General features: G+C 66.4%; 20 protein-coding genes. 18 read left to right on the top strand and 2 right to left on the bottom strand.

Annotated elements, in window-relative coordinates:
- The first annotated feature begins 111 nt into the window (after positions 1–111).
- From AC2VNO_RS06320 to cobJ, 8 genes are read left to right on the top strand one after another with little or no spacing between them, the layout of a single operon-like run.
- Positions 112–1,851 carry an AAA family ATPase gene (locus AC2VNO_RS06320; protein WP_486933330.1) on the top strand — a complete coding sequence of 580 codons (1,740 nt, stop codon included), beginning with the start codon at positions 112–114 and terminating at the stop codon, positions 1,849–1,851.
- Positions 1,848–3,248 carry a cobyrinic acid a,c-diamide synthase CobB gene (locus AC2VNO_RS06315; protein WP_486933329.1) on the top strand — a complete coding sequence of 467 codons (1,401 nt, stop codon included), beginning with the start codon at positions 1,848–1,850 and terminating at the stop codon, positions 3,246–3,248. Before AC2VNO_RS06320 ends, AC2VNO_RS06315 begins: the two co-directional genes overlap by 4 nt.
- The gene (gene cobW, locus AC2VNO_RS06310; protein WP_486933328.1) at positions 3,245–4,342 is read left to right on the top strand and encodes a cobalamin biosynthesis protein CobW; all 1,098 of its coding nucleotides are present in this window, start codon (positions 3,245–3,247) and stop codon (positions 4,340–4,342) included. Before AC2VNO_RS06315 ends, cobW begins: the two co-directional genes overlap by 4 nt.
- Positions 4,342–8,220: a cobaltochelatase subunit CobN gene (gene cobN, locus AC2VNO_RS06305; protein WP_486933327.1), complete on the top strand. Its 3,879-nt coding sequence runs from the start codon at positions 4,342–4,344 to the stop codon at positions 8,218–8,220. The genes cobW and cobN overlap by 1 nt, the downstream gene beginning before the upstream one ends.
- Positions 8,217–9,398 (top strand): cobalamin biosynthesis protein CobG, encoded by a 1,182-nt coding sequence (locus AC2VNO_RS06300; RefSeq protein WP_486933326.1) that lies wholly within the window; start codon positions 8,217–8,219, stop codon positions 9,396–9,398. Before cobN ends, AC2VNO_RS06300 begins: the two co-directional genes overlap by 4 nt.
- Complete coding sequence (locus tag AC2VNO_RS06295; protein ID WP_486933325.1) at positions 9,382–10,011, top strand: precorrin-8X methylmutase; 630 nt, start codon at positions 9,382–9,384, stop codon at positions 10,009–10,011. Before AC2VNO_RS06300 ends, AC2VNO_RS06295 begins: the two co-directional genes overlap by 17 nt.
- A gap of 11 nt (positions 10,012–10,022) precedes the next feature.
- Positions 10,023–10,748, top strand: coding sequence for a precorrin-2 C(20)-methyltransferase (locus tag AC2VNO_RS06290; protein WP_486933434.1), 726 nt, complete (start codon positions 10,023–10,025; stop codon positions 10,746–10,748).
- Positions 10,745–11,551 (top strand): precorrin-3B C(17)-methyltransferase, encoded by an 807-nt coding sequence (cobJ, locus tag AC2VNO_RS06285; protein WP_486933324.1) that lies wholly within the window; start codon positions 10,745–10,747, stop codon positions 11,549–11,551. The genes AC2VNO_RS06290 and cobJ overlap by 4 nt, the downstream gene beginning before the upstream one ends.
- Here the strand turns inward: cobJ and AC2VNO_RS06280 are convergent.
- Positions 11,491–12,285 (bottom strand): cobalt-precorrin-6A reductase, encoded by a 795-nt coding sequence (locus AC2VNO_RS06280; protein ID WP_486933323.1) that lies wholly within the window; start codon positions 12,283–12,285, stop codon positions 11,491–11,493. The two genes, cobJ and AC2VNO_RS06280, sit on opposite strands and share 61 nt — an antisense overlap.
- Before the next feature lies 1 nt (position 12,286).
- Here AC2VNO_RS06280 and cbiE point away from each other — a divergent pair, with 1 nt between their 5' ends.
- From cbiE to AC2VNO_RS06230, 10 genes are all read left to right on the top strand, one after another.
- Complete coding sequence (gene cbiE, locus AC2VNO_RS06275; RefSeq protein WP_486933322.1) at positions 12,287–13,504, top strand: precorrin-6y C5,15-methyltransferase (decarboxylating) subunit CbiE; 1,218 nt, start codon at positions 12,287–12,289, stop codon at positions 13,502–13,504.
- On the top strand, positions 13,501–13,830 hold the full coding sequence (locus tag AC2VNO_RS06270; RefSeq protein ID WP_486933321.1) for a hypothetical protein: 330 nt from the start codon (positions 13,501–13,503) through the stop codon (positions 13,828–13,830). Before cbiE ends, AC2VNO_RS06270 begins: the two co-directional genes overlap by 4 nt.
- A gap of 21 nt (positions 13,831–13,851) precedes the next feature.
- The gene (locus AC2VNO_RS06265; RefSeq protein ID WP_486933320.1) at positions 13,852–14,529 is read left to right on the top strand and encodes an HAD family hydrolase; all 678 of its coding nucleotides are present in this window, start codon (positions 13,852–13,854) and stop codon (positions 14,527–14,529) included.
- 128 nt (positions 14,530–14,657) lie between these two features.
- Positions 14,658–15,047, top strand: a complete 390-nt coding sequence (locus AC2VNO_RS06260; RefSeq protein ID WP_486933433.1) for a cobalamin biosynthesis protein — start codon at positions 14,658–14,660, stop codon at positions 15,045–15,047.
- Positions 15,044–15,862, top strand: a complete 819-nt coding sequence (gene cobM / locus AC2VNO_RS06255; RefSeq protein ID WP_486933319.1) for a precorrin-4 C(11)-methyltransferase — start codon at positions 15,044–15,046, stop codon at positions 15,860–15,862. Before AC2VNO_RS06260 ends, cobM begins: the two co-directional genes overlap by 4 nt.
- Positions 15,859–16,653: a precorrin-6A synthase (deacetylating) gene (cobF, locus tag AC2VNO_RS06250; protein ID WP_486933318.1), complete on the top strand. Its 795-nt coding sequence runs from the start codon at positions 15,859–15,861 to the stop codon at positions 16,651–16,653. Before cobM ends, cobF begins: the two co-directional genes overlap by 4 nt.
- Positions 16,654–16,667: 14 nt before the next feature.
- Complete coding sequence (cobO, locus tag AC2VNO_RS06245; protein ID WP_486933317.1) at positions 16,668–17,273, top strand: cob(I)yrinic acid a,c-diamide adenosyltransferase; 606 nt, start codon at positions 16,668–16,670, stop codon at positions 17,271–17,273.
- Positions 17,270–17,977, top strand: a complete 708-nt coding sequence (bluB, locus tag AC2VNO_RS06240) for a 5,6-dimethylbenzimidazole synthase (RefSeq protein WP_486933316.1) — start codon at positions 17,270–17,272, stop codon at positions 17,975–17,977. The genes cobO and bluB overlap by 4 nt, the downstream gene beginning before the upstream one ends.
- Entirely contained in the window at positions 17,974–19,425 is a 1,452-nt protein-coding gene (locus tag AC2VNO_RS06235) for a cobyric acid synthase (protein ID WP_486933315.1), read from the top strand. Before bluB ends, AC2VNO_RS06235 begins: the two co-directional genes overlap by 4 nt.
- A 386-nt stretch (positions 19,426–19,811) precedes the next feature.
- Entirely contained in the window at positions 19,812–21,233 is a 1,422-nt protein-coding gene (locus AC2VNO_RS06230; protein WP_486933314.1) for a xanthine/uracil/vitamin C permease, read from the top strand.
- A gap of 70 nt (positions 21,234–21,303) precedes the next feature.
- Here the strand turns inward: AC2VNO_RS06230 and nadE are convergent, their stop codons facing one another.
- Positions 21,304–22,644 (bottom strand): ammonia-dependent NAD(+) synthetase, encoded by a 1,341-nt coding sequence (nadE, locus tag AC2VNO_RS06225; protein ID WP_486933313.1) that lies wholly within the window; start codon positions 22,642–22,644, stop codon positions 21,304–21,306.
- Positions 22,645–22,809 lie beyond the last annotated feature (165 nt).

Below are 22,809 nucleotides of genomic sequence, written 5' to 3'. Positions count from 1 at the left end.
TCTCTGTGATTCCATTTTTCCCCCTTCAGAACGCTACCAGTTCCTGCCGGCTATCGGCCGGGCGCCCGTGTGCCATCTTTCTGACGTCGCTCATCGGCACGCCAGGTGGCCATGATGTCTCGAATTGAGTTCCCTTTCGTCGCCGTGGTCGGCCAGCAGGCGCTCAAGACCGCGCTGCTGCTCAACGCCATCGACCCTCGGGTCGGGGGCGTGCTGATCAGCGGTCCTCGCGGCACTGCCAAATCCACCCTGGCCCGGGCGCTGGCGGCGATCCTGCCCGATGACCCCGGAGGGCGTCGTCCGCCGTTCGTCACCCTGCCGCTGGGTGCCAGCGAGGAGCGCCTCACCGGCAGCCTGGACCTGCAGCGGGTGCTGTCCGAGCGCGAAGCGACTTTTCACCCGGGTCTGCTGGCCAGGGCGGATGGCGGTGTGCTCTACGTCGACGAGGTCAACCTGCTGCCCGATCCCCTGGTGGACCTGCTGCTCGATGTCGCCGCCAGCGGCACCAACATCGTCGAGCGCGACGGCATCAGCCATACCCATTCCGCCCGCTTCAGCCTGATCGGTACCATGAACCCCGACGAAGGGGAGCTGCGTCCACAGCTGCTCGACCGCTTCGGTCTGTGTCTCGATCAGGGTGGGGCGACTGGCGTGCGTGAACGGATAGCCATCCTGCAGCAGCGAGAAGCCTTCGACCGTGACCCTCAGGGCTACGTGGCGAGCCATGCCGAGGCTCAAACCGCGCTTACCCAGCGCCTGTGCCAGGCGCAGCGCCTGCTGGCCGAGATCGCAACCGCCAACTGGGTCTACGAGCACATCGCGCTGCGCTGCGAAGCCGCTGGAGTCGAAGGCCTGCGGGCTGACGTGACCTGGCACCGGGCCGCCCGGGCCCACGCCGCCTGGCGAGGCGCGACCACGGTGGAGCGAGAGGATCTGGACAGCGTCGAGCCATGGGTATTGACCCACCGTCGCGGCACCCATCAGCCGCCGCCGCCTTTACCGAGTGGCACACCACCGCCCTTGGGGCAGGGTAGGGGTGACGGCGGCACTCACGGTCAGCCTCCGGGTGGTAGCGTCAATGGCACGGCGTCCCCGGAGGGACAGTGGGGCGCCATGCCGCCGGTCAGCCAGCAGAGCCTGAGCGCTCCGCCCCTGGCCCTGCCGCCGTTCGAGTGCCATGGCCCGGCAATCTCTTCGTCAACGGTTGCGTCATCATCGAGCCGTCGGGGGAGTCGTTCGGGCCAGCGCCGAGCCCATGCCGAGGAGACGCGGCCGGACTGGTTCGCCACCGTGGTCGCCAACCGCGGCCGCTGGCCCTGGCGGGAGCTGCGCTATCGCAAGGCCCGCCGCGTCCAGCCGGTGTTGCACCTCGTGCTGCTGGATACCTCCGCTTCGACTCTCGGCCGGCAGCTGCTGGGCAAGGCCAAGGGCCTGATCGAACGGCTGGGGCGCGAGGCCTATGACGCCCGGGAGCAGATGGCGGTGCTGGGCTTCGGCAATGGCGGCGTCACCCCCATCCTGGGGCGGCGCCGCGCTCCGAAGGCGCTGCGTGAGCGCCTCGATGCTACAGACGGCGGTGGCGGTACCCCGCTGCGCGACGCCGTGCTGCGGGCGGCGCGCCTGATTCGCCAATGCCGGCGACAGGAACCTGGCTTGCATGTGCGAACCTACCTCATCACCGATGGGCGTACACGCCAGTCCCTGGATGGCCTGCCGCCACTGGGTGACTGCATCGTCGTGGATACCGAGCAGGCCGCGGTCAAGCGGGGGCGGGGGGCGCTGATCGCCCGGCAGCTGGGTGCACTGTACCAGCCCCTGAGTCATCTGGAACGCCGCCTGGAGGCCACATGACCGAGCACGATCCGAACCGTGCGGGGCCGACGAGTGCCGCCTGCCCTGCGGTTTTTATCGCCGCACCCGCCTCGGGGCAGGGTAAGACCACGGTAACCGCCGCACTGGCGCGGATGCTGCGCAATCGGGGCAAGGTGGTGCGAGTATTCAAGACCGGCCCGGACTATCTGGATCCCCTGGTCCTGGCCCAGGCTTCAGGCCGGCCGGTGGACCAGCTCGACCTGTGGATGGCCGGCGAGGCCTATTGCCGCCAGCGCCTGTTCGAGGCCGCGCTCGAGGCGGACCTGATCCTGGTAGAAGGTGCCATGGGCCTTTTCGACGGTGATCCATCGAGTGCCGATCTCGCCGCCCTGTTCGGCCTGCCGCTTGTCATCGTCATGGACGTGAAAGGCATGGCCCAGACCGCAGCGGCACTTGTGGCCGGCCTGGCGGGCTTCCGCGACGACATTCGCATCGCTGGGCTGATCGCCAACGCCTGCGGTTCGCAGCGCCACCGGGAACTGATCGAGACCGCACTGCCACCAAGCGTGCCGCTGCTGGCCGCAGTGCCTCGCGATGCCGCCCTGGCCCTGCCCGAGCGCCACCTGGGGCTGGTGCAGGCCGATGAGATCCGCGAGGAGCTGGAAACCCGCTTCGAGGAGGGGGCCAGGGTGCTCGAGGCCGAGGGGCTGGCGGAGGCGCTGCTGAAACTGCCGGCGGTGACTTTTTCGGCGCCTGACGTGGAAGCGCTGCACGCCTTGGCGTCGCTTCAGCCACTGCTTGCCGGCCGCACCATCGGCGTGGCCCGTGATGTGGCCTTCAGCTTCATCTATCAGGCCAACCTGGACCTGCTGGAGCGGCTGGGGGCGTCCCTGCGCTTCTTCTCGCCGCTCACCGATGCCCGTCTGCCGACCTGCGACGCCCTCTGGCTTCCCGGTGGCTATCCCGAGCTCCATGCCGCGCGGCTGGCGGAAAATGGCGCCATGCGCGAGGACATTCGCCGCTTCTTTGCCGCGGACAAGCCGATCCTCGCCGAGTGCGGCGGCATGCTCTACTGCCTGGAAACCCTGACGGACTATGACGATAGCACCCACGCCATGCTGGGCTTGTTGCCAGGTCACGGCGCCATGCGCGGGCGGCGAGGATGCCAGGGAATGCAGATCGCCGAGCTGCCGGAGGGGCCGGTGCGCGGCCATGCCCATCACCGTTCGCTGGCAGAGGGCACTCCCGAAGCCATCGCCTTCGGTCGGCGCCAGCGCCACCCCGCACCGGGCGAAGCCATCTATCGCCAGCGCCGCCTGACGGCGACCTATCTGCACCTGTTCTTCCCCGACAACCCCGCCGCCGTGGCCCGCCTGTTCATGCCGGGCCAGGCCAGCGAGACTCACTCCATCGCCACACAGGAATCCCACGGATGAACCTGAACAAGATCCCCGCCACGGTGGTGACCGGCTTCCTGGGCAGCGGCAAGACCACGCTGCTGGCCAGCCTGCTACGCCAGGTTACCGGCAAGCGCATCGCCGTGATCGTCAACGAGTTCGGCGAACAGGACATCGACTCCAGCCTGCTGCGCGGCTGCGCCTTGAGTTGTGAAGACGACGCCACCGCCGTGGAAACCGAGAGCGGCATCTTCGAGCTGGCCAACGGCTGCATCTGCTGCACCGTGGAGGAGGAATTTCTGCCGGTGATGAAGAAGCTGATGGCACGCCGCGACGACATCGACCATATCCTCATCGAGACCAGCGGCTTGGCCCTGCCCAAGCCGCTGGTACAGGCCTTCAACTGGCCGGAGGTGCGTCAGCACTGCACCGTCGATGCCATCATCACCCTGATCGACGGCCCGGCAGTGGCCGCCGGTCGCTATGTCAGCGATGTCGATAAAGTGGAGGCCCAGCGCCGTGCCGACGACTCCCTGGACCATGACCCCAGCCTGCGCGAACTACTCGACGACCAGCTGAGCGCGGCCGACCTGGTGCTGGTCAGCAAGACCGACCTGCTCGAGCCGGCCGAACGCAAACGTGTGGAGGAGCTGGTGGCCCAGCGGGTGCCGGCATCCGTGAAGACGCTTTTCATCGACCAGAGCCTGGCTTCGGACAAGGCCCAACTGGAAGCCCTGATGGGTATCGGCGCGGCGAGCGAGGAGAGTATCGACCGCATCGACAACCACCACGATCGTCATCACGCCGAGGGGGCGCACCACGACCACGCCCACGACCATTTCGACTCCTGCGTGATCCGGCTGGGAGAGGTCGATGGCGGCGCCTTGGAGGACAGGCTCCAGCAGTTGGTGAAAACCCACGAGATTTATCGCGCCAAGGGCTTTGCGGCGATTCCGGGCAAGCCCATGCGCCGGGTGATACAGGCCGTCGGCGAGCGTCTGGACGGCTACTTCGACCGGCTATGGGGGCAAGGCGAGCGGCGCCAAACTCAGCTGGTAATCATCGGCAAGGGGCTGGACAGCGAGGCACTGCACGCGGCGCTGTCGAGCGCCGAGATCGCGACGACCCCCTGATGCATCTCTTCGCCGCCAAGCCCGGGGGCTTCGTTGACGATGAAGGCATCGTCGACCTGCAGCAGAGCCCTGCCGAGGTCGTCATCCTGTCTGCCGCCGACAGCAGCCTGTCGGCCCTGGCCCAGGCGGTCGAGCGGCTGAGCGCGACGGGAGGCGACGGCTACCCGACGGTGCGGCTGGCGAACTGGATGAACCTGGTCAAGCCCGCCGCCTATGACCTCTACGAGGACAGGGTGCTGGAAAAGGCGCGCCTGGTGATCGTCTCGCTGCTGGGTGGCAGCGGCTACTGGCGCTACGGCCACGAGCGGCTGCTGGCCTGGGCCGCCGCTGACAAACGGCGTCAACTGATCCTGGTGCCGGGCTGCGACGCCCCGGACGACGCCCTGCTGGAGGATTCCAGCGTGGCTTTCGCCTCGGCCCGCCGGGTGTGGCGCTACCTGCGCGAAGGCGGCGCGGACAATGCCGAGCAGCTGCTGCGCTTTGTCGGCAGCGAGTGCCTTGGTCTTGCCCTGGCGTGGCAGGAACCGAAGACGATTCCCGCGGCGCTGCTCTATTTTTCCAGAACCCCTTCCCAGGAGGCGCCGCAAGCCGCCACTCAACGGGAGGCAACGCTAAGCGAATGGATGGCTAGGCGCGATCCCAAACGCCCGGTCTGCCTGCTGCTGTTCTACCGCAGCCATCTGCAGGGCGCCAACACCGCCATGCTGGATGGCCTGATCGAGGCCCTGCGGGAGCAAGAGCTCCAGCCGCTGGCGGTGGCCGTGGCGTCGCTCAAGGAAGAGGCCTGTGTGGCCTTCGTCAATCACCTGATCGAGCAGGCCGGGGCCATGCTGGTGGTCAATACCACCGGGTTTTCCGTCAACCGCAACGCCGACGAGCTGGAGGTCCTCGAGGTACCCGAGAGTCTCTTCGTCGGGCGGCCGGTGGTGCTGCAGGCGATCCTGGCGAGCAGCACCGAGGAGGATTGGCAGGCGAAGGCGGCAGGCCTGCATAGTCGCGACGTGGCCATGCAGGTGGTGCTGCCGGAGATGGACGGCCGCATCATCACCCGAACGGTGGGCTTCAAGAGCGAGGCGCACTACAGCGAGCGCTGCCAGCTGTCTGTTATCCGTCATGTGCTGCATCCCGAGCGTGCCGCTTTCGTCGCTCAACTGGCGCGGCGCTTCTGTCGTTTACGTCAGGCGCCCAATGGCGACAAGCGCCTGGCGCTGGTGCTGGCCAACTACCCCAACCGCGATGGCCGTATCGGCAACGGCGTCGGCCTGGATACGCCTGCCTCGACGCTACGGACTCTGCAGGCGCTGGCTCAGGAGGGTTATCCGGTAGGCGACGTGCCGGCAAACGGTGACGATCTCATTCGCCTGCTGCAGGGCGCCGTCACCAACGATCACGATGTGCTGGACCAGCGCGCCTGCTGGCAGAGTATCGCTATCGACGACTATCTGGCGTGGTTCCGAACCCTGCCGGAAGCGCTGCAGGAAGCGGTATGCGCTCGCTGGGGCGCTCCGTCGGAGGACCCCAAGTGCCGCCAGGGGCGGTTGATGATCGCCGGGGTGCGCCTGGGGGAGACCTTTGTCGGGATCCAGCCGGCGCGGACCTTCCGTCATGGCCACCGTTGGATCGACGACCCGGTCAAGAGCTACCACGACACCGAGCTGGTGCCGCCCCACAGCTACCTGGCGTTCTATCTCTGGCTGCGCGAGCACTACCGGGTGGATGCGGTGATTCATGTGGGCAAGCACGGCAACCTTGAGTGGCTGCCGGGCAAGAGCACGGCGCTCTGTGCCGAGTGCTGGCCGGATATCGCCCTGGGGCCGCTGCCGCACTTCTACCCCTTCATCGTCAACGACCCGGGTGAGGGCGCCCAGGCCAAGCGGCGCAGCCAGGCGGTGATCATCGACCACCTGATGCCGCCGCTGGCCCGCGCCGAACTCTACGGCGCCATGGCGGAACTGGAAGCCCTGACCGACGAGTATTATCAAGCGCTGGGCATGGACCCGCGGCGCGAGACGCTGCTGCGCGAGCGAATCATCGAGCATCTGCGCCGCACCGGTATCGACCAGGAGCTGGCCCAAAGCGGAAATAACGCCGAGGGTACCGATGACGAGCGCCTGCTCAACGAACTGGACACCTACCTGTGCGATATCAAGGAGGCGCAGATTCGCCACGGCCTGCACGTGCTCGGCAGCCTGCCGCCGAGGGAGAAGCTGGCCGGGACCCTGGTCGCCATTTTGCGCCTGCCACGGGGCGAGGCACCGGCCCAGCGCGGCCTGCTGCACAATCTGGCCACCGACCTGGGGCTGGCCGCAGACTTCGATCCGCTGATGGCCGGGGCCGAGCCCTGGCACGGCCCGCGGCCGCGGGCCCTGGCCGAGCTGGAGGCGTCTGCCTGGCGCACTGCCGCCGATACCCGCGAGCGCCTGGAGCTGCTTGCCCACCGGCTGATCGACACTTACGTGTTGGCCCCGGGCTGCCTGGCCACCTTGGCCCGGGACTACCCGACCACCGTCGAGCAGTGCCGCTACGCCCGCGAGCGGCTGTGGGTCGCCATGCAGCGGGGCGTGGAGATGGAGATCCAGTCGTTGCTGGATGGCCTCGAGGGCTATTTCGTGCCGCCCGGGCCGAGCGGCGCCCCCAGCCGCGGGCGGCTGGACGTGCTGCCCACCGGGCGCAACTTCTTCAGCGTCGACAACCGCTCGATTCCGTCCCCCGCCGCCTGGTCGCTGGGCGAGAAGTCGGCCCAGGCGTTCGTCGAGCGTTACCTGCAGGATCACGGCGACTACCCGCGCCGGCTGGGGCTGTCGATCTGGGGCACCGCCACCATGCGCACCGGCGGCGACGACATCGCCCAGGCCTTCGCCCTGATGGGGGTGCGGCCGATCTGGTCGCTGGGCTCCCAGCGGGTGATCGACGTCGAGGTGATTCCCGCCATGCTGCTGGGCCGCCCCCGAGTGGATGTCACCCTGCGGGTCTCCGGCTTCTTTCGCGATGCGTTTGCCAACGTCATCCATCTGTTCGACCGTGCGGTGCGGGCGGTGGCCGAATACGCCGAGCCGGGCGACGGCAACACCATTCGCGCGGCGGTGCTGGCGCGTCGCCAGGAACTCGAGGACCAGGGGCTGGCACCGGAAGAGGCCGCCCGTGAGGCCGGCTACCGAATCTTCGGCAGCAAGCCCGGCGAGTATGGCGCCGGCCTCAACCCGCTTATCGAGAGTCGCGCCTGGAATAGTGCGGACGACCTGGCCGAGGCCTATCTCGATGCCGGGGCCTATGCCTACGGTCAGTTCCCGGAGTCGGGGCATGTCGCACGACGAGCCTTCGAGGAACGACTCAAGGGCCTGGAGGCGGTAATGCACAACCAGGACAACCGCGAGCACGACATCCTCGATTCCAACGGCTACTACGAATTCCAGGGCGGCATGGCCAACGCCAGCCGGGCCCTCGCCGGCCAGACGCCTACTATCTACCACGCCGATCACGCCAACCCGGCGCAGCCGCGCATGCGCACCCTCAAGGAGGAGCTGGCCCGGGTGATCCGCTCCAGGGTGCTCAATCCCAAATGGATCGATGCGATGCGCGAACACGGCTACAAGGGCGCCGCCGAGATGGCCGCCACCGTGGAGTACCTGTTCGCCTATGACGCCACCACCGACCTGGTGGAGGATTACCAGTATGCCCAGGTCAGCCAGGCGCTGGTGCTGGATAACGAGAACCAGACGTTCCTGCGCGAGCACAATCCGGCGGCCATGGAGGAGATGGCCGAGCGCCTGCTCGAGGCCATCCAGCGCGGCCTGTGGCGGGAGCCCGGGGTGCAGGGCTCGGCCCTGCAAGACCTGCTGCTCGAGATCGACGAGACCCGTGAGCTCGCGCCACGATGATGAATACCACCGACAAGCATGGCATGTCGCCCGCGCCACGGATCAAGGGCTGGTGCCCTGGGGCCTGGCGACCCATGGCCAGCGGTGATGGGCTGCTGGTACGCGTGCGCCCTCCGTTGGGGCGATTCAGCCGCCACCAGATGCTGGCCCTGTGCGAGGCGGCCGAGACCTTCGGCAGCGGTCTGATCGAGCTCACCAGCCGCGCCAATTTGCAGCTGCGCGGCGTGTCCGAGGCCTGTTGGCCCGGTTTGATGGACTTCCTCGTCGCGCATGGGCTGGTCGACCCGGACCCTTACGTCGAACGCCGGCCGCCGCTAATGCTGGCCCCTGACTGGCAGACGGGCGAGGCCACCGTCAAGGCGGCCCGCCTGCTGCTGGACCGCCTTGACGAGTTGCCGCCACTGCCGGCCAAGTGGGGCCTGGCCATCGATGCCGGTGCGGCGCCGCGTCTGAATGAGGCTTCCGCGGATCTGCGCATCGAGCGCGCGGCAGCGGGCAGCTTACTCGTCCGTACCGATGGGCGGGCGCTGGGCACCCCGGTGGATTCCCCCGCCGCCGCCGTCGAGCTGCTGCTGCGGCTGGCGCACTGGTTCACCGGAAGCGGTGGGCGAGAAGCCGGGCGAATGCGCCGCCATACGGCGCCGCTGCCGGGCTGGGCGCCGGCAGTCATGCCCCCCGCCAAGCCTGGCCTGCGGCTGGCACTTGGGGAACATGCGTTGGGCAGGGTGGTTGGCCTGCCGTTCGGGCGGGCACCGGCTGCGGTGCTGCGTGCCGCTGTCGATTCGACAGCGGTCATCGCCGTGCGGGTCACGCCCTGGCGGCGCCTGCTGATTGAGGGCGAGGCGCCGACATCCGTCCCCGGGCTGCTGGATGATGAACGGGACCCGCGCTTAGGCGTGGATGTGTGCCCGGGCGCTCCCTTCTGCGAACAGGCGAGTGTCGAGACCTTGGCGCTGGCGGAGCGGCTGAGTGGCCGGATCGAGGGCAGCGTGCATGTGTCCGGCTGTGGCAAGGGCTGTGCCCGCCAGGAACCGGCCGATTTATGCCTGAGCGGGCGGGACGGGCGCTTCGACCTGATCGTCGGCGGTCGTGCCGATGGCACGCCTGATGCTGCCGGCCTTAGTGAATCCGATATTATTGAATATATAGAGAAGAATAGCGATGCCTCACGTCTATGAAACGGATGGTCCGGCCATCTACCGGGAATCCTTTTCCATCATCCGGCGCGAGGCCGAGTTGGCGAGCTTCGCGCCGGAAGAAGAGCCGGTGGCCGTGCGCATGATCCATGCCGCGGGCTTGGTGGAGCTCGCCGCACATATTCACTTTCGCGGCGACGCGGTGAACCGGGCCCGGGCGGCGCTGGAGCGGGGCGCGCCGATCCTGTGCGACGCGCGCATGGTCTCCGAGGGCATCACCCGCAAGCGTCTCCCGAGTGACAACCTGGTTATCTGCACCCTGCACGACGAGCGGGTGCCCGACCTGGCCAGGGAGCTGGCCACCACCCGCTCGGCGGCGGCGGTGGAACTCTGGCGGCCTCACCTGAAGGGGGCGGTGGTGGCGATCGGCAATGCACCGACCGCGCTGTTTCACCTGTTGAACATGCTGGAAGACCCGGCCTGCCCCCGTCCGGCAGCCATCGTCGGCTGTCCGGTGGGCTTCGTGGGCGCCGCCGAATCCAAGCAGGCCCTGTGGGAGAGCGCCGCGACGCCGTGCGTCATCGTCCAGGGGCGACTCGGCGGCAGCGCGGTGACGGTGGCCGCCATCAATGCCATGGCGGATCGCAGCGAATGAGCCTCGCAACCATGAAGCCAGGCACCATCCACGGGGTAGGCCTGGGACCCGGCAGCCAGGACCTGATGAGCGTGCGCGCCGACCGGCTGATTCGCGGGGCCACCCACGTCGCCTATTTCCGCAAGAAGGGGCGCCGTGGGCATGCCCGCAGCATCGTCGAGGGCCTGCTGGCGCCCAACGTGATCGAGATCCCGCTGGAGTATCCGGTCACCACCGAAATCCCGTTCGACGACCCGCTCTACAACGAACTGCTGGCGGCCTTCTACGAGAACAGCGTCGCTCAGCTCCGCGAGATCGCCGAGGCCGGGTGCGATGCGGTGGTGCTGTGCGAGGGCGATCCGTTCTTCTACGGCTCCTTCATGCACCTCTATACCCGCCTGCAGGGTCGGGTGCCGGTGGAAGTGGTGCCCGGCATCACCGGCATGTCCGCCGCCTGGACCGCCACCGGGCAGCCGGTGACCTGGGGCGACGACATCATGACCGTGCTGATGGGCACCCTGCCGGAGGCGATGCTGGTGGAGCGCATCGCGCAGACCGATGCCCTGGTGGTGATGAAGATCGGTCGCAACCTGGACAAGGTCAGGCGAGCCCTGGCCGAGACCGGCCGCGAGGACGAGGCCTGGCTGATCGAATACGCCGCCATGCCCCAGCAGCGGATCCTGCCACTACACGAAGTGGGCGACAGCGTGCCGTACTTTTCCATCCTGCTGATTCATGGACACGGGAGGCGGCCATGATTCAGAAAATGGCTGGCGGGTGGTTGAAAGTGGTCGGTCTCGGTCCGGGCGGCGATGCGCTGGTCACTCCCGAGGTCTCTGCCGCACTGGCGGAGGCCACCGATGCGATGGGCTATTTGCCCTATGTGGAACGGGTGGCGCCGCGGCCGGGGCTGACGCGCCACGGCTCGGACAATCGCGAGGAGATCCGCCGGGCCGAGCAGGCGCTGCAGCTGGCCGCCAATGGCCGTCGGGTGGTGGTCGTCTCGTCGGGTGACCCCGGGGTGTTCGCCATGGCTGCGGCCCTCTTCGAGGCGCTGGAGGCGGGGGAGCCGGCGTGGCGTGCGCTGGACATCCAGGTGCTGCCGGGTATCTCCGCCATGCTGGCCGCCAGCGCGCGGATGGGGGCGCCGCTGGGGCACGATTTCTGCTGTATCAACCTCTCCGACAACCTCAAGCCCTGGGCCCTGATCGAGAAGCGCCTGCGGCTGGCCGCCGAGGCCGACTTCGCCATGGCCTTCTACAACCCGCGCTCCCGCGCCAGGCTGGGGGGCTTCGTCCGTACTCTCGAGGTGCTGCGCGAGGCCTGCGGGCCGGGGCGCCCGATCGTGTTCGCCCGGGCCGTCTCCACGCCGGAAGAGCAACTGACGGTCACAACGCTGGGCGAGGCCACGGCGGAGATGGCCGATATGCGCACCCTGGTGATAGTGGGCTCCAGCCAGACGCGCCTGATCCCGCGCAATACCGTAGACGTGCCCTGGGTCTATACCCCGCGTTCGGCCCTAGGGTCTGACTCAGGGTCTGGCTCAGGAGCTGAGCCATGAGCGAGCCAGGCCAGGACATCTTCGACCGAATGCACTTCTCGGCGCTCCGGCAGCGCCGGCCGCTCGACCATCACCACCGGCAGCCCCAGCTGACGGGCCGCGGTGAGCTTGGCCACCGCGCCGTTGCCACCGGAATTCTTGCACACCAGGCGCTGGATGCCATGTTCGCGCAGCAGGGCCAGGTCGCCTTCCAGGGTAAAGGGGCCGCGGTCGAGGATCACCCGGTGCTGGGGCAGGAGCGGCGAAACCTCCGGCGTATCGACCAGGCGCAGCAAATAGTTGTGCTGGGGCTGGGCTGCGAAGGCGGCGAGGTGCTGGCGCCCGATGGCCAGCAGGATACGCTCGGGCGGGCTGGCGAGGGCGTTCACCGCGGCCTCGATGCTGGCCACTCGCTGCCAGCGGTCGCCGGCCTGGGGCGACCACGGTGGCCGGGTCAAGACGAGGCAGGGGATCTTGTTTTGCTGCGCCGCCAAGATGGCGTTGCGGCTCATCCGCTCGGCGAAGGGGTGGGTGGCATCGATCAGATGAGTGATGCGATTGTCTGTCAGAAAGGTGGCCAGGCCTTCTACGCCACCGAAGCCGCCAACCCGGGTCGGCAGCGGCTGCGCCTTGGGTGTCGCCACCCGGCCGGCATAGCTGAACAGGGCAGGGATCGAGCGCTCGGCCAGGGCAGTGGCCAGGGCACTGGCTTCGGTGGTACCGCCCAGAATCAGGACCTTCGTTGGGGTTTGCATAATGGCTGACGTTGACGCTCCCTGGCTGACGCTGCTCGGCTGGGGCGAGAGTGGCACAGCGGGTCTGACGGCGGCAAGCCGACAGGCATTGGATACCGCCGAGGTGGTGTTCGGCGCCCGACGCCATCTGCGCTTGCTGCCGCCTGTGGCCGCCGAGGTGCGGGAATGGCCGGTGCCCTTTGCCGACGGTATTCCCCCACTACTGAGTGAGCGCGGGCGAAGGGTGGTGATGCTGGTCTCCGGCGATCCCTTCTGGTTCGGCGCGGGGACCAGCCTGGCGCGTCACCTGCCCGCCGAGGACTGGCAGGCGCTGCCATCGCTCTCCACCTTCAGCCTGGCGACGTCGCGGCTAGGCTGGCCGCTGGAAGGCTGCCCATGCCTGGGCCTGCATGCCAAACCCCTGACTCGCATCCGGCCCTACCTGCAACGCGGTAGGCGCCTGCTGGTGCTGGTGAGGGATGGGGACGCAGTGATCGAGCTGGCCGGCTGGCTCAAGCGTTTCGGTTTTGGCGCCTCCCGGCTGCATCTGCTGGAAGCGTTGGGCGGCGACCGCGAGCGCGTCCGCAGCGTGCAAGCCGACGCCACCCTGCCGGACGACATCGTCCACCCGGTCGCCGTGGGCCTGGAGGTGGCCGGAGACGGGCCGGCCCTGGCGCTGACGCCCGGCCTGCCGGACGAACTGTTCGACCACGATGGCCAGATCACCAAGCAGACCGTGCGCGCCATGACCCTGGCTGCCCTGGCCCCGAGGGCGGGGGAGCGGCTGTGGGATATCGGCACGGGGTCAGGCTCGGTGGCCATCGAGTGGCTGCTGGCCCACCCGGATAACCAAGCCGTGGCCTTCGAGCGTGTCGCTGAGCGTGCGGCGCGGGCACGTCGCAATGCCGATAACCTCGGCGTCGACTGGCTCGAGGTAGTGGAGGGCAGCGCCCCCGACGTACTGAATGATCAGGCGCTGAGCGAACAGCCCCCCGATGCGGTCTTTATCGGCGGCGGGCTATCGCAACCCTTGCTGGAGGCGCTGTGGCAGCGGCTGCCGGCCGGCGCTCGCCTGGTGGCCAATGCGGTGACCCTGGAGTCCGAGGCCCTGCTGGCACACTGGCAACAGCAGGCCGGCGGCGAGCTGCTGCGCCTCGAACTGTCCACCGCCGCGCCCATCGGCACGCGGCGGGGCTGGAAGGCCAGCTACCCCATCGTGCAGTGGCGGGTGACGCGGTGATAGGGCGCGCCGACTACCCCGAGACGCCGGACGGCCGCTATTTCGTCGCCAAGGAAAAACTGTGGCGCAAGACCGACCCCGCCCTCGACGACACCACCCGTCGTGCACGGGTCAAAGCGCTGATGCAGGCGCGACGCGCGGTCAAACACGCCAAACAGGCCGAAGACGAAGACGCCATGCGCGAAGCGCGCCAGGCGGTGGATGCCGCCAAGATCGCCCTCGGAGAACGCGGCCCGGTGTGGTGGGACGACGACGCGCCGGATGAGACCGGCAAGCACCCGCGCAACAGCTCCTACGCCGAGTGGTGGAGCCGGCAGAGTGAATAACTTCATCAGCAAGGAGATGACATGGTGGCTTTGCTAAGGGGCATGTTGTTCGATCACGACGGTACCCTCGTGGATTCCGAAATGACCCACTTCGATATGTGGGAAACCATCCTCGGGGAATATGGCGTTCAGCTGACACAAGCGAGCTACCAGCGCCACTATGCCGGCATTCCTACCTCGGCCAACGCCTCGGACATGGTGTCTCGCTTTGCTATTCCGGTGTCACCTGGCCAGCTAGTCGCAGCGAAGGAGGCGTTGAATCGAGACTTCCTCGCGCATCGGGCATTTCCGTTAAGAGCTGGGGCCTATGACGCTGTTACGCGCTGTCACGCTGCGGGATTGCAAACCGCCATCGTGACCGGGGCAGGCCGGGCCGGGGTGGATATGACGCTGAGGTCGTATGCCCTGAGTGACCATATCGACGAGGTGGTGAGTGGCGACGATGTCTTGCTCAGCAAGCCCGCGCCGGATTGCTACCAACTTGCGCTGCAACGCCTGGGGCTGTCTGCAGAGCACTGTGTTGCGGTGGAGGATACTGAGCACGGCGTGGCCGCCGCTACGGCTGCCGGTATCCTCTGTCTCGCCGTACCCACTGCCATGTCGAAGCATCATGACTTCTCTCGCGCCGCAGGCATATTCGAGACCCTGGATACCGCTATCGAGTGGGTAATGACCGAGCACCGCCTATGTCGCCCGTAACGAATGCTAAGGCGATGCCTACAATCCGCAGAGGTCGCGCAGCGGCTGGAGGTGATCGCTACCCGGCCCAGCGGAGCAAAGGCTGGGTGACAGTGATAGATGATTCAAGAACAGCAGTGGGCGATTCGATGACGGTAGCGGGTTTTGGCTTTCGCCGGGGGGCACTGTTGGCGTCGCTGATCGATGCGCTGGAACGGATCGAGGCACAGTATGGCGCCGTTGATCGGCTGGCCGCGGCGCAGTCGATGCTGCCGCTTGTTCAGGCGCTGGGACGCGCGCGGGGCCTTGCTGTGATCTGCGTGGAAGACGAAACGCTGCCAACGGCCGTCACCCTTTCGCACTCCGGGCATAGCTTGCGAGCGAGAGGAACGGGGAGCGTAGCCGAAGCCGTTGCCATGTTGGCGACGGGGCCCGGTGCGGAGTTGCTCGGCCCCAGGCTGATTTCAACTGATCGGCTGGCCACTGCGGCGGTGGCGGCGGCCCAATCGCAAGGCGTCCTAAAAGGAGAGCGCGCATGACGATACATTTCATCGGCGCCGGCCCCGGGGCGCCGGACCTGCTGACGCTGCGGGGCCGGGATCTCATCGCATCGTCTCCCGTATGCCTCTACGCCGGCTCGCTGGTTCCCGAACGAATACTCGAGCACTGCCCGCAAGGCGCCCGGATCGTCAATACCGCGCCAATGTCCCTCGATGAGATCATCGACGAGATGAACAGTGCCCATGCCGCGGGCCTGGATGTGGCCCGGCTGCACTCCGGTGACCTGTCGGTGTGGTCCGCCATGGGGGAGCAGCTTCGCCGGTTGCGCGAGCTGGAAATTCCCTACGCCATTACCCCGGGCGTGCCGTCCTTCGCCGCGGCGGCCGCCACCCTGGGCCAGGAGCTGACCCTGCCGGGTGTGGCGCAATCCGTGGTGCTGACCCGTACGCCGGGGCGAGCCAGCGCCATGCCGGACGGCGAGACCCTGGCCAACTTCGCCAGGACCGGCGCCACCCTGGCGATCCATCTCTCCATTCACAACCTGGCCCAGGTGGTGGAAGCGCTGGTGCCGTTCTACGGCGCAAACTGCCCGGTGGCCATCGTCTGGCGGGCCAGCTGGCCCGATGAGCGAGTGGTCCGGGGGCGTCTCTCGACGATAGAAGCCTTGCTCGACGATACCTTGCAGCGCACGGCACTGATCCTGGTGGGGCCGGTGCTGGACAGTGAGGACTTTCAGGAAAGCAGTCTCTATGCGGTCGGCTACGACCGCCGCTATCGGCCCCAGTCGGCGGACTCGCCCTTCGCCAGCACTGCACCCGGCGACGAGAGGGCCGATGAGGGGAATGAGCCATGATCCACCTCTCGCTGATCGGCATCGGCACGGGCAATCCCGAGCATATCACCCTGGCTGCGGTGCGGGCGCTGAATGAAGCGGACCTGATCCTGCTGCCGCGCAAGGGTGAAGCCAAGTCGGACCTGATCGACCTGCGCCGGCTGCTTTGCCGCAATCTGCTGGAGCCGTCTTCACCGGCTCGGGTCGTTGAGTTCGACCTGCCGCGTCGAGATGGGCGTGCCGATTACCTGGGGGCGGTGGACGACTGGCACGACGCCATCGCGGGGGCATGGGCTGAGCTGATCGCGACGCACCTGACTGAAGGCGGGCGGGTCGGCATGCTGATCTGGGGCGATCCGTCGCTGTACGACAGCAGCCTGCGCATTGCCGAGCGTCTGAAATCGTATATGCAAAGTGCTGCCGAAAGAGAGGGCGAGGTAGAGCTGCAGATGGACCTTCAGGTGGAAATCGTACCGGGCATCACCAGCCTGCAGGTCCTCACCGCCGAGCACCGCATCCCCCTCAATGCGCTGGCCGAACCGGTGCAAATCACCACCGGGCGGCGGCTGCGTGAGCGCGGCTGGCCCAGCGATGCCGCAAGCGTCGCGGTGATGCTCGACAGCGGCGGGGCGTTCGAGTCGCTGCCTCCCGAAGGCCTCTATATCTGGTGGGGCGCCTACCTGGGCATGGACAAGCAGAGCCTGATCGCCGGCCGGCTGACGGACGTGGCCGTATCGATTCTTGAGCGTCGTGCCGACCTGCGTGAGCGGCACGGCTGGATCATGGATGTCTATCTGTTACGGCGAGTGTAATTAAGGAGAGTGAAATGAAGCATATCGATCCGCAACGCCACGCCGAGCGAATGGCCCACAAGCAGAAGATCATGAACGAGCGCATCGCCCGTGCCGACAAGGAGCAGGGTGTATTGCTGGTGCTCACCGGGCCCGGCAAGGGCAAGAGCAGCTCGGGCTTCGGCATGCTGGCCCGAGCCCTGGGCCACGGCATGAAGGTGGGCGTGGTGCAGTTCATCAAGGGCAAGTTCCAGACCGGCGAGGAGGCGTTCTTTCGCCGGCAACCTGGCGTGGAGTACCACGTGATGGGTGAGGGCTACACCTGGGACACCCAGAGTCGCGACCGCGATGTCCAGGCCGCCGAGGCCGCCTGGGCCGAGGCCAGCCGGATGCTGTCCGACGCCAGCTTTGACCTGGTGCTGCTAGATGAACTCAATATCGCCCTGCGCCATGAATATCTGAATCTAGACCGTGTGCTCGACGACCTTCAGGGCCGCCCGGCCATGCAGCACGTAGTGGTCACCGGCCGCCACGCCCCGGAGGCGCTGATCGAGCTGGCCGACACCGTCACCGAGATGCGCGTGGTCAAGCACGCCTTCAAGGAGCAGGGGATCAAGGCGCAGAAGGGTATTGAATTGTGATCCCCGATCACGCCTTTCCCCAGGCGCAGCGGGACGCCGTTTACCGCGCCATCCATGAGCGTCGGGATGTGCGCGCCCAGTTCCTGCCGGACCCGATTCCCCCGGAGGTGCTGGCACGCTTGCTGGAGGCTGCCCATCATGCCCCTTCGGTGGGCTTCATGCAGCCCTGGGACTTCCTGCTGATCGACAGCCTCGACGTGCGGCGCCGTGTGCATGACATCTTCGAGCGGGAGAACGAGAAAGGAGCGCAGCGCTTCTCCGAAGAGCGGCAGCAGACGTATCGCCGCCTCAAGCTCGAGGGAATTCTGGAGAGCCCCCTCAACCTGTGCATCACCTGCGACAGGGCCCGCGGCGGCGAGCATGTGCTGGGGCGCAACAGCATCGTCGATACGGACCTGTTCAGCACCTGCCTGGCGGTGCAGAACCTGTGGCTGGCGGCCAGGGCCGAGGGCATCGGCGTGGGCTGGGTCAGCATTCTCGATCAGGATGAACTGGCGCAGGTGCTTGGTTTGCCGGAACGGGTCTACCCCTTGGCGTACCTGTGCCTGGGCTATGTCAGCGAGTTCCTGGAGCAGCCCGAGTTGGCGCGCTCCGGGTGGCGTCAGCGCCTACCCTTGGCGGAGCTGGTGCATGGCAATGGCTGGGGGCAGGCACTGACGGATGAAACGCTACGGGACGCGCTGGGCGAGGTGGCTCGGCCATGAGCACCCTGATGATCCAGGGCACCACCTCGGACGCCGGCAAGAGTACCGTGGTGGCGGGGCTGTGTCGGTTGTTGGCGCGCCGTGGGGTGTCGGTGGCGCCGTTCAAGCCGCAGAACATGGCGCTGAACAGCGCGGTGACGGTGGACGGCGGCGAGATCGGTCGCTCCACGGCGCTGCAGGCGCTGGCAGCGGGGGTGGAGCCCCACAGCGACATGAACCCGGTGCTGCTCAAGCCGGAAAGCGACCGTGGTGCCCAGGTGATCCTGCGCGGCAGGGTACACGGCCACATGAACGCACTCGATTATCACGCCTACAAGCGCACGGCTCGTGAGAGCGTGCTGGCGGCGTGGCAGGCGCTCTCTTCTCGATATGATGTGATCATCGCCGAGGGCGCGGGCAGCCCGGCGGAGATCAATTTGCGCGCCAACGACATCGCCAACATGGGTTTCGCCGAGATGGTGGATTGCCCGGTCGTGCTGGTGGGCGATATCGACCGCGGCGGCGTCTTCGCCCAGCTGGTCGGCACCTTGGAGCTGCTCAGCGAAAGCGAGCGTTCACGTACCCGTGGCTTCATCGTCAACCGCTTCCGTGGCGATATCGCCCTGCTCGAACCGGGCCTCGACTGGCTGGCCGAGCGGACCGGCAAGCCGGTTTACGGCACGCTGCCCTATCTGCAGGGATTATTGCTCGACGCCGAGGACAGCATAGGCCGCCATGGTCGCGAGGGGCAGGGCGCCAAGCTCAAGGTGGCCGTTCCAGCGCTGCCGCGCATCAGCAATCACAACGACTTCGACCCGCTGCGCCTGCATCCACAGGTCGAGCTTAGCTTCATCGGGCCAGGCCAGACGATCCCCCCGGCCGATTTGATCGTCCTGCCCGGTAGCAAGAGCACCCGCAGCGACCTCGCCTGGCTGCGTCTTCAGGGTTGGGAAGAGGCGATTCAGCGCCATCTGCGCTACGGCGGCAAGGTACTGGGCATCTGCGGCGGCTTCCAGATGCTGGGTCGGGCAGTGCACGACCCGGAGGGGCTGGAAGGGCCGGCAGGGTCGACCCCCGGGATAGGGCTGCTCGAGTTCGAGACGCGCATGGTGGCAGGCAAGCAGCTGCGCAACGTGAGTGGGCGCTTGCTACCCGAGGGGGTGACGATTCAGGGCTATGAGATACACAACGGTGTGAGCGAGGGGGCTGCACTGTCACGCCCCTTGTGCGAGCTGGAGGGGAGGTCGGATGGCGCCGTCAGCAGAGACGGCCAGATCATGGGCACCTACCTGCACGGCCTGTTCGACCGCTCCGAGGCGTGCGCGGCATTGTTGGCCCGCTGCGGACTCAATGCACAGGGTGCTGCCGTGGATTACCAGGTTCATCGGCAGCAGGAACTCGATCGGCTGGCCGACTGCCTGGAAGCGCACCTGGACATGGCGGCAATCGGTCGCCTCGTTGGGCTCTGAGCCTACTGTGAGGCTTGTTATTCTTTAGTTGTACCCGGAACTCGATCAGCAGTGTTTCTGCTCTGTAAATGCTGGCTCCACCTGCATCTTTCTGCTTTTTAGACCTTGAGTTGACGTTAACGTAAACTTCCGGAATCTTGCTCTGAATTTGTCGACAACTCCTGCCATTTGAGGCGGTGCATGATGGGGCGGAAGGCTCTATATGCAGACCTCTCTGAGTGCTTGTTTGTAATGTTGTCGACAAGTTCCGTGCGGCGACGACTCGAAGACTCCTCACTTGGTCGAATGTTGCACCGCGTCAGATATGCGTAAAACCAAGCTCAGCCAAAAATAACAATAAACGACCAAGAGGACCGCTCAACAAACAGAACCGCTGAGGTGTCGACGTGCTGCTCAAACGTGAATACGGCCAGGAACATCCCTACTGGCCACTGGGACCGTTCAAGGTCCGCCTGCCTTTCATCCATTTTCAGTGGGCCATTCCCGAGACCATCCAGGCGATGGTGATGTTCGTCATCTCCCTGGGCATGATCCCGCTGCTGGAGCAGTATCTGGGCGTGCCCTACGAGGTCGGCCTGGCCTTCGTGGTGGTGTGCGGCATCGGCTTCATCCTGCCGCCGCTGCTGGGCGTACCCTTCATCGCCGGCTGGATCACCCCGGCGATACCCGTGGTATTGCTGTTCATTGGCCAGTTCGAGCCGGGGCCCGAGGCGATTCGCGCCATGGTGGCGTTGCAGCTGATGGTCACGGCGATTTTCCTGTTCATGGCCGTCACGCGGCTCGGCAGCAAGCTGGTCAACAACGTGCCGGCATCGATCAAGGCAGGGATTCTGCTGGGTGCGGGTATTGCGGCGATAAGCGGGGAGATCGTCGAGGGCGGTCGGCTATACAACACGCCGATCTCGCTGGGTATCGGCGGGCTCATCACCCTCTACGTGCTGTTCTCGCTCTCCTTTCGCGATCTGGCGGAGAAGTATCGCTGGGCGCGCAATATCGTCGCCTTCGGTATGGTGCCGGGCATGCTGATCACCATGGCGATTGGCTGGGGTGTCGGCGAGTATTCGATGCCCACGGTGGAGTGGGGCATTGCCGTACCCGACTTCGCCGGTATCTGGGCCTACCTGCCGTTCTCCATCGGAGCGCCGGGTATCGAGCTGATGGTGGCGGCGATCCCCACCGCCATCATTGCCTACATCATCGCCTTCGGTGACATCGTGGTGGGCCAGACATTGCTCAAGCGCGTCGACCACCTGCGGCCGGACGAAAAGATCGAGGTGAACATCGACCGGGTGCATTTGATCACCGGTATTCGTAACCTGATGCACTCGCTGTTGGCCCCCTACCCGGGACTGGCCGGGCCGCTGTTCACTGGCGGCATGGCCACCGTGACCGAGCGCTACCGCTACGGTCGCAAGGCCATGGATACCATCTATTCCGGTACCGGGGTGTTCTGGATCGTCGGCTTCTTTGCCCTGTTCCTGCTGCCATTGGTGACTTTCTTTCGTCCGGTGCTGCCCATTGCGCTGTCAATCACGCTGCTGATCACCGGCTACCTGTGCATCGCCGTGGCAGTGGAGCAGATCAAGAATGCCACCGCCATGGGCGTGGCGGGGATCATGGGCGTGGTGCTGGCCACCCATGGCGCAGCCTGGGGTCTGGGTATCGGCTTGATTCTCTATTTCCTGATCGAGCATCGTGCCCGGAGTGCCCGTGAGGCGGAGGAGCAGGAGCCCATCGCAGTGGAGGACGACATGGTGGTGGAACGCGACGAAGGGGAGACCGCGCGGCCCGACCCCGCCACACGCTGATAGCCAGACGGAGCAATGGATTCGGGCCGACCTTCCGTTGTCGGCCCGTTTCATTGGTGTGAGGTAGGGCTCAGTCCGGCGCGATGGGCAACTGCCGCTTGTGCTCGGTACGACGGTAGGTGGTGACGATGGTCTCGAAAGCCTGCTCGGAAACGTCCCGGTTCTCGAGGAAGTCATCGATCTCCTCGTAGCTGACGCCGAGGGCCACTTCGTCGAGCTTCTGCGGTGCTAGCGACTCGAGGTCGGCGGTGGGCGCCTTGTTCACCAAAGAGCTGGGTGCGCCGAGATATTGTCCGAGCAGGCGCACCTGGCCTTTGGTCAGGCCGGTCAGGGGAGCGACGTCGCAGGCTCCGTCACCATACTTGGTGAAAAACCCCATCAGCGCCTCGGCGGCCTGGTCGGTACCGATGACCAAGCCGCCGCGGGCTCCGGCTACGGCATATTGAGCGATCATGCGCTGGCGTGCCTTGATGTTGCCCAGCACGAAGTCGCGCTGATGTATATCCTCGAACGCCATGCCGCCGCTTTCCAGCGACTCCAGTATCGCATCGCTGGCGCTTTTGATGTTCACGTCGAGGACCTCGTCGGGCTGGATGAAGGCCAGCGCTTTGTCGGCATCGTCGGCATCCTGCTGCTCGCCGTAGGGCAGACGCATGGCAACGAAGTGAGCTTTCTCGCCCTCTTCGCGCCTTTTCTCCACCGCAAGCTGTGCCAGACGACCCGCTACCGTTGAGTCGACGCCGCCGCTGATCCCCAGCACCAGCGTCGTCTGTCCGCTCTCCTGCATGATCTTGCACAGGAAGTCGCGCCGCCGGCCTATTTCATGCTGGGCGTCGATTCCCCTGTGGGCCTGCAGCTGCACTCCGATGGCGCGCTGTATGGCTTGACGTGAACGTGTCTCCTCCGCGTTCACCGTGTCACTGGCGAGGCACAGCTCATGGTAATGGGGCAGGCGTTCCAGTGCGTAATGGGCCGCAGCCAGGCGCACTTCGTTACGCTCGCCGTCGAAGCGGCGGGTTTCGCAATAATGATGGTGATCGCCGTTGTGGCGGAATGCCCAGGCGAAGCAGACCGTGCCGATGGGGGTATCGTCATCGCCGGGGTTGGGGCCGGCAATGCCGGTATTGGCCAGGGCCACGTCGGCATCGTTGTTGTTCAGCGCGCCTGCGGCCATCTCGATGGCCACGGCTTCGCTGGTCAGCCCGTAGCGCTCTATGGTAGCGAAACTGACGCCGAGGTAACGGTTCTTGGACTGAGGTGAATAGACGCCAAGACCACAGTCGATGCTCTGGCCGCTACCCGGCACCCGCGCCAGTTCGGAAACGATCAGCCCGGCAGTACACGACTCGGCGGTGGCCAGCTTGAGTTCGTTGTCGATCAAATAGTCAGTAATACGATTCAGCAGTTCCATTGCTCCATCTCCTGAGGGCCGACTAGCCTAGTGGACAGGTCCACTCTAACCCTAGGCCAAAAGGGCCGCATGGGGCGAGTTGGAAAGTCGGAATACGCCAGGAAAGGTGGGCTCTGCCAATGGAATGCATCGATGAAGCGCAAGCCAGGGTATTGAACGAGATCG

Source organism: Halomonas sp. TH-94 (assembly GCF_057473365.1).
The sequence above is the reverse complement of the archived record's forward strand: the minus strand, read 5'-3'. Positions and strand labels throughout refer to the sequence as shown.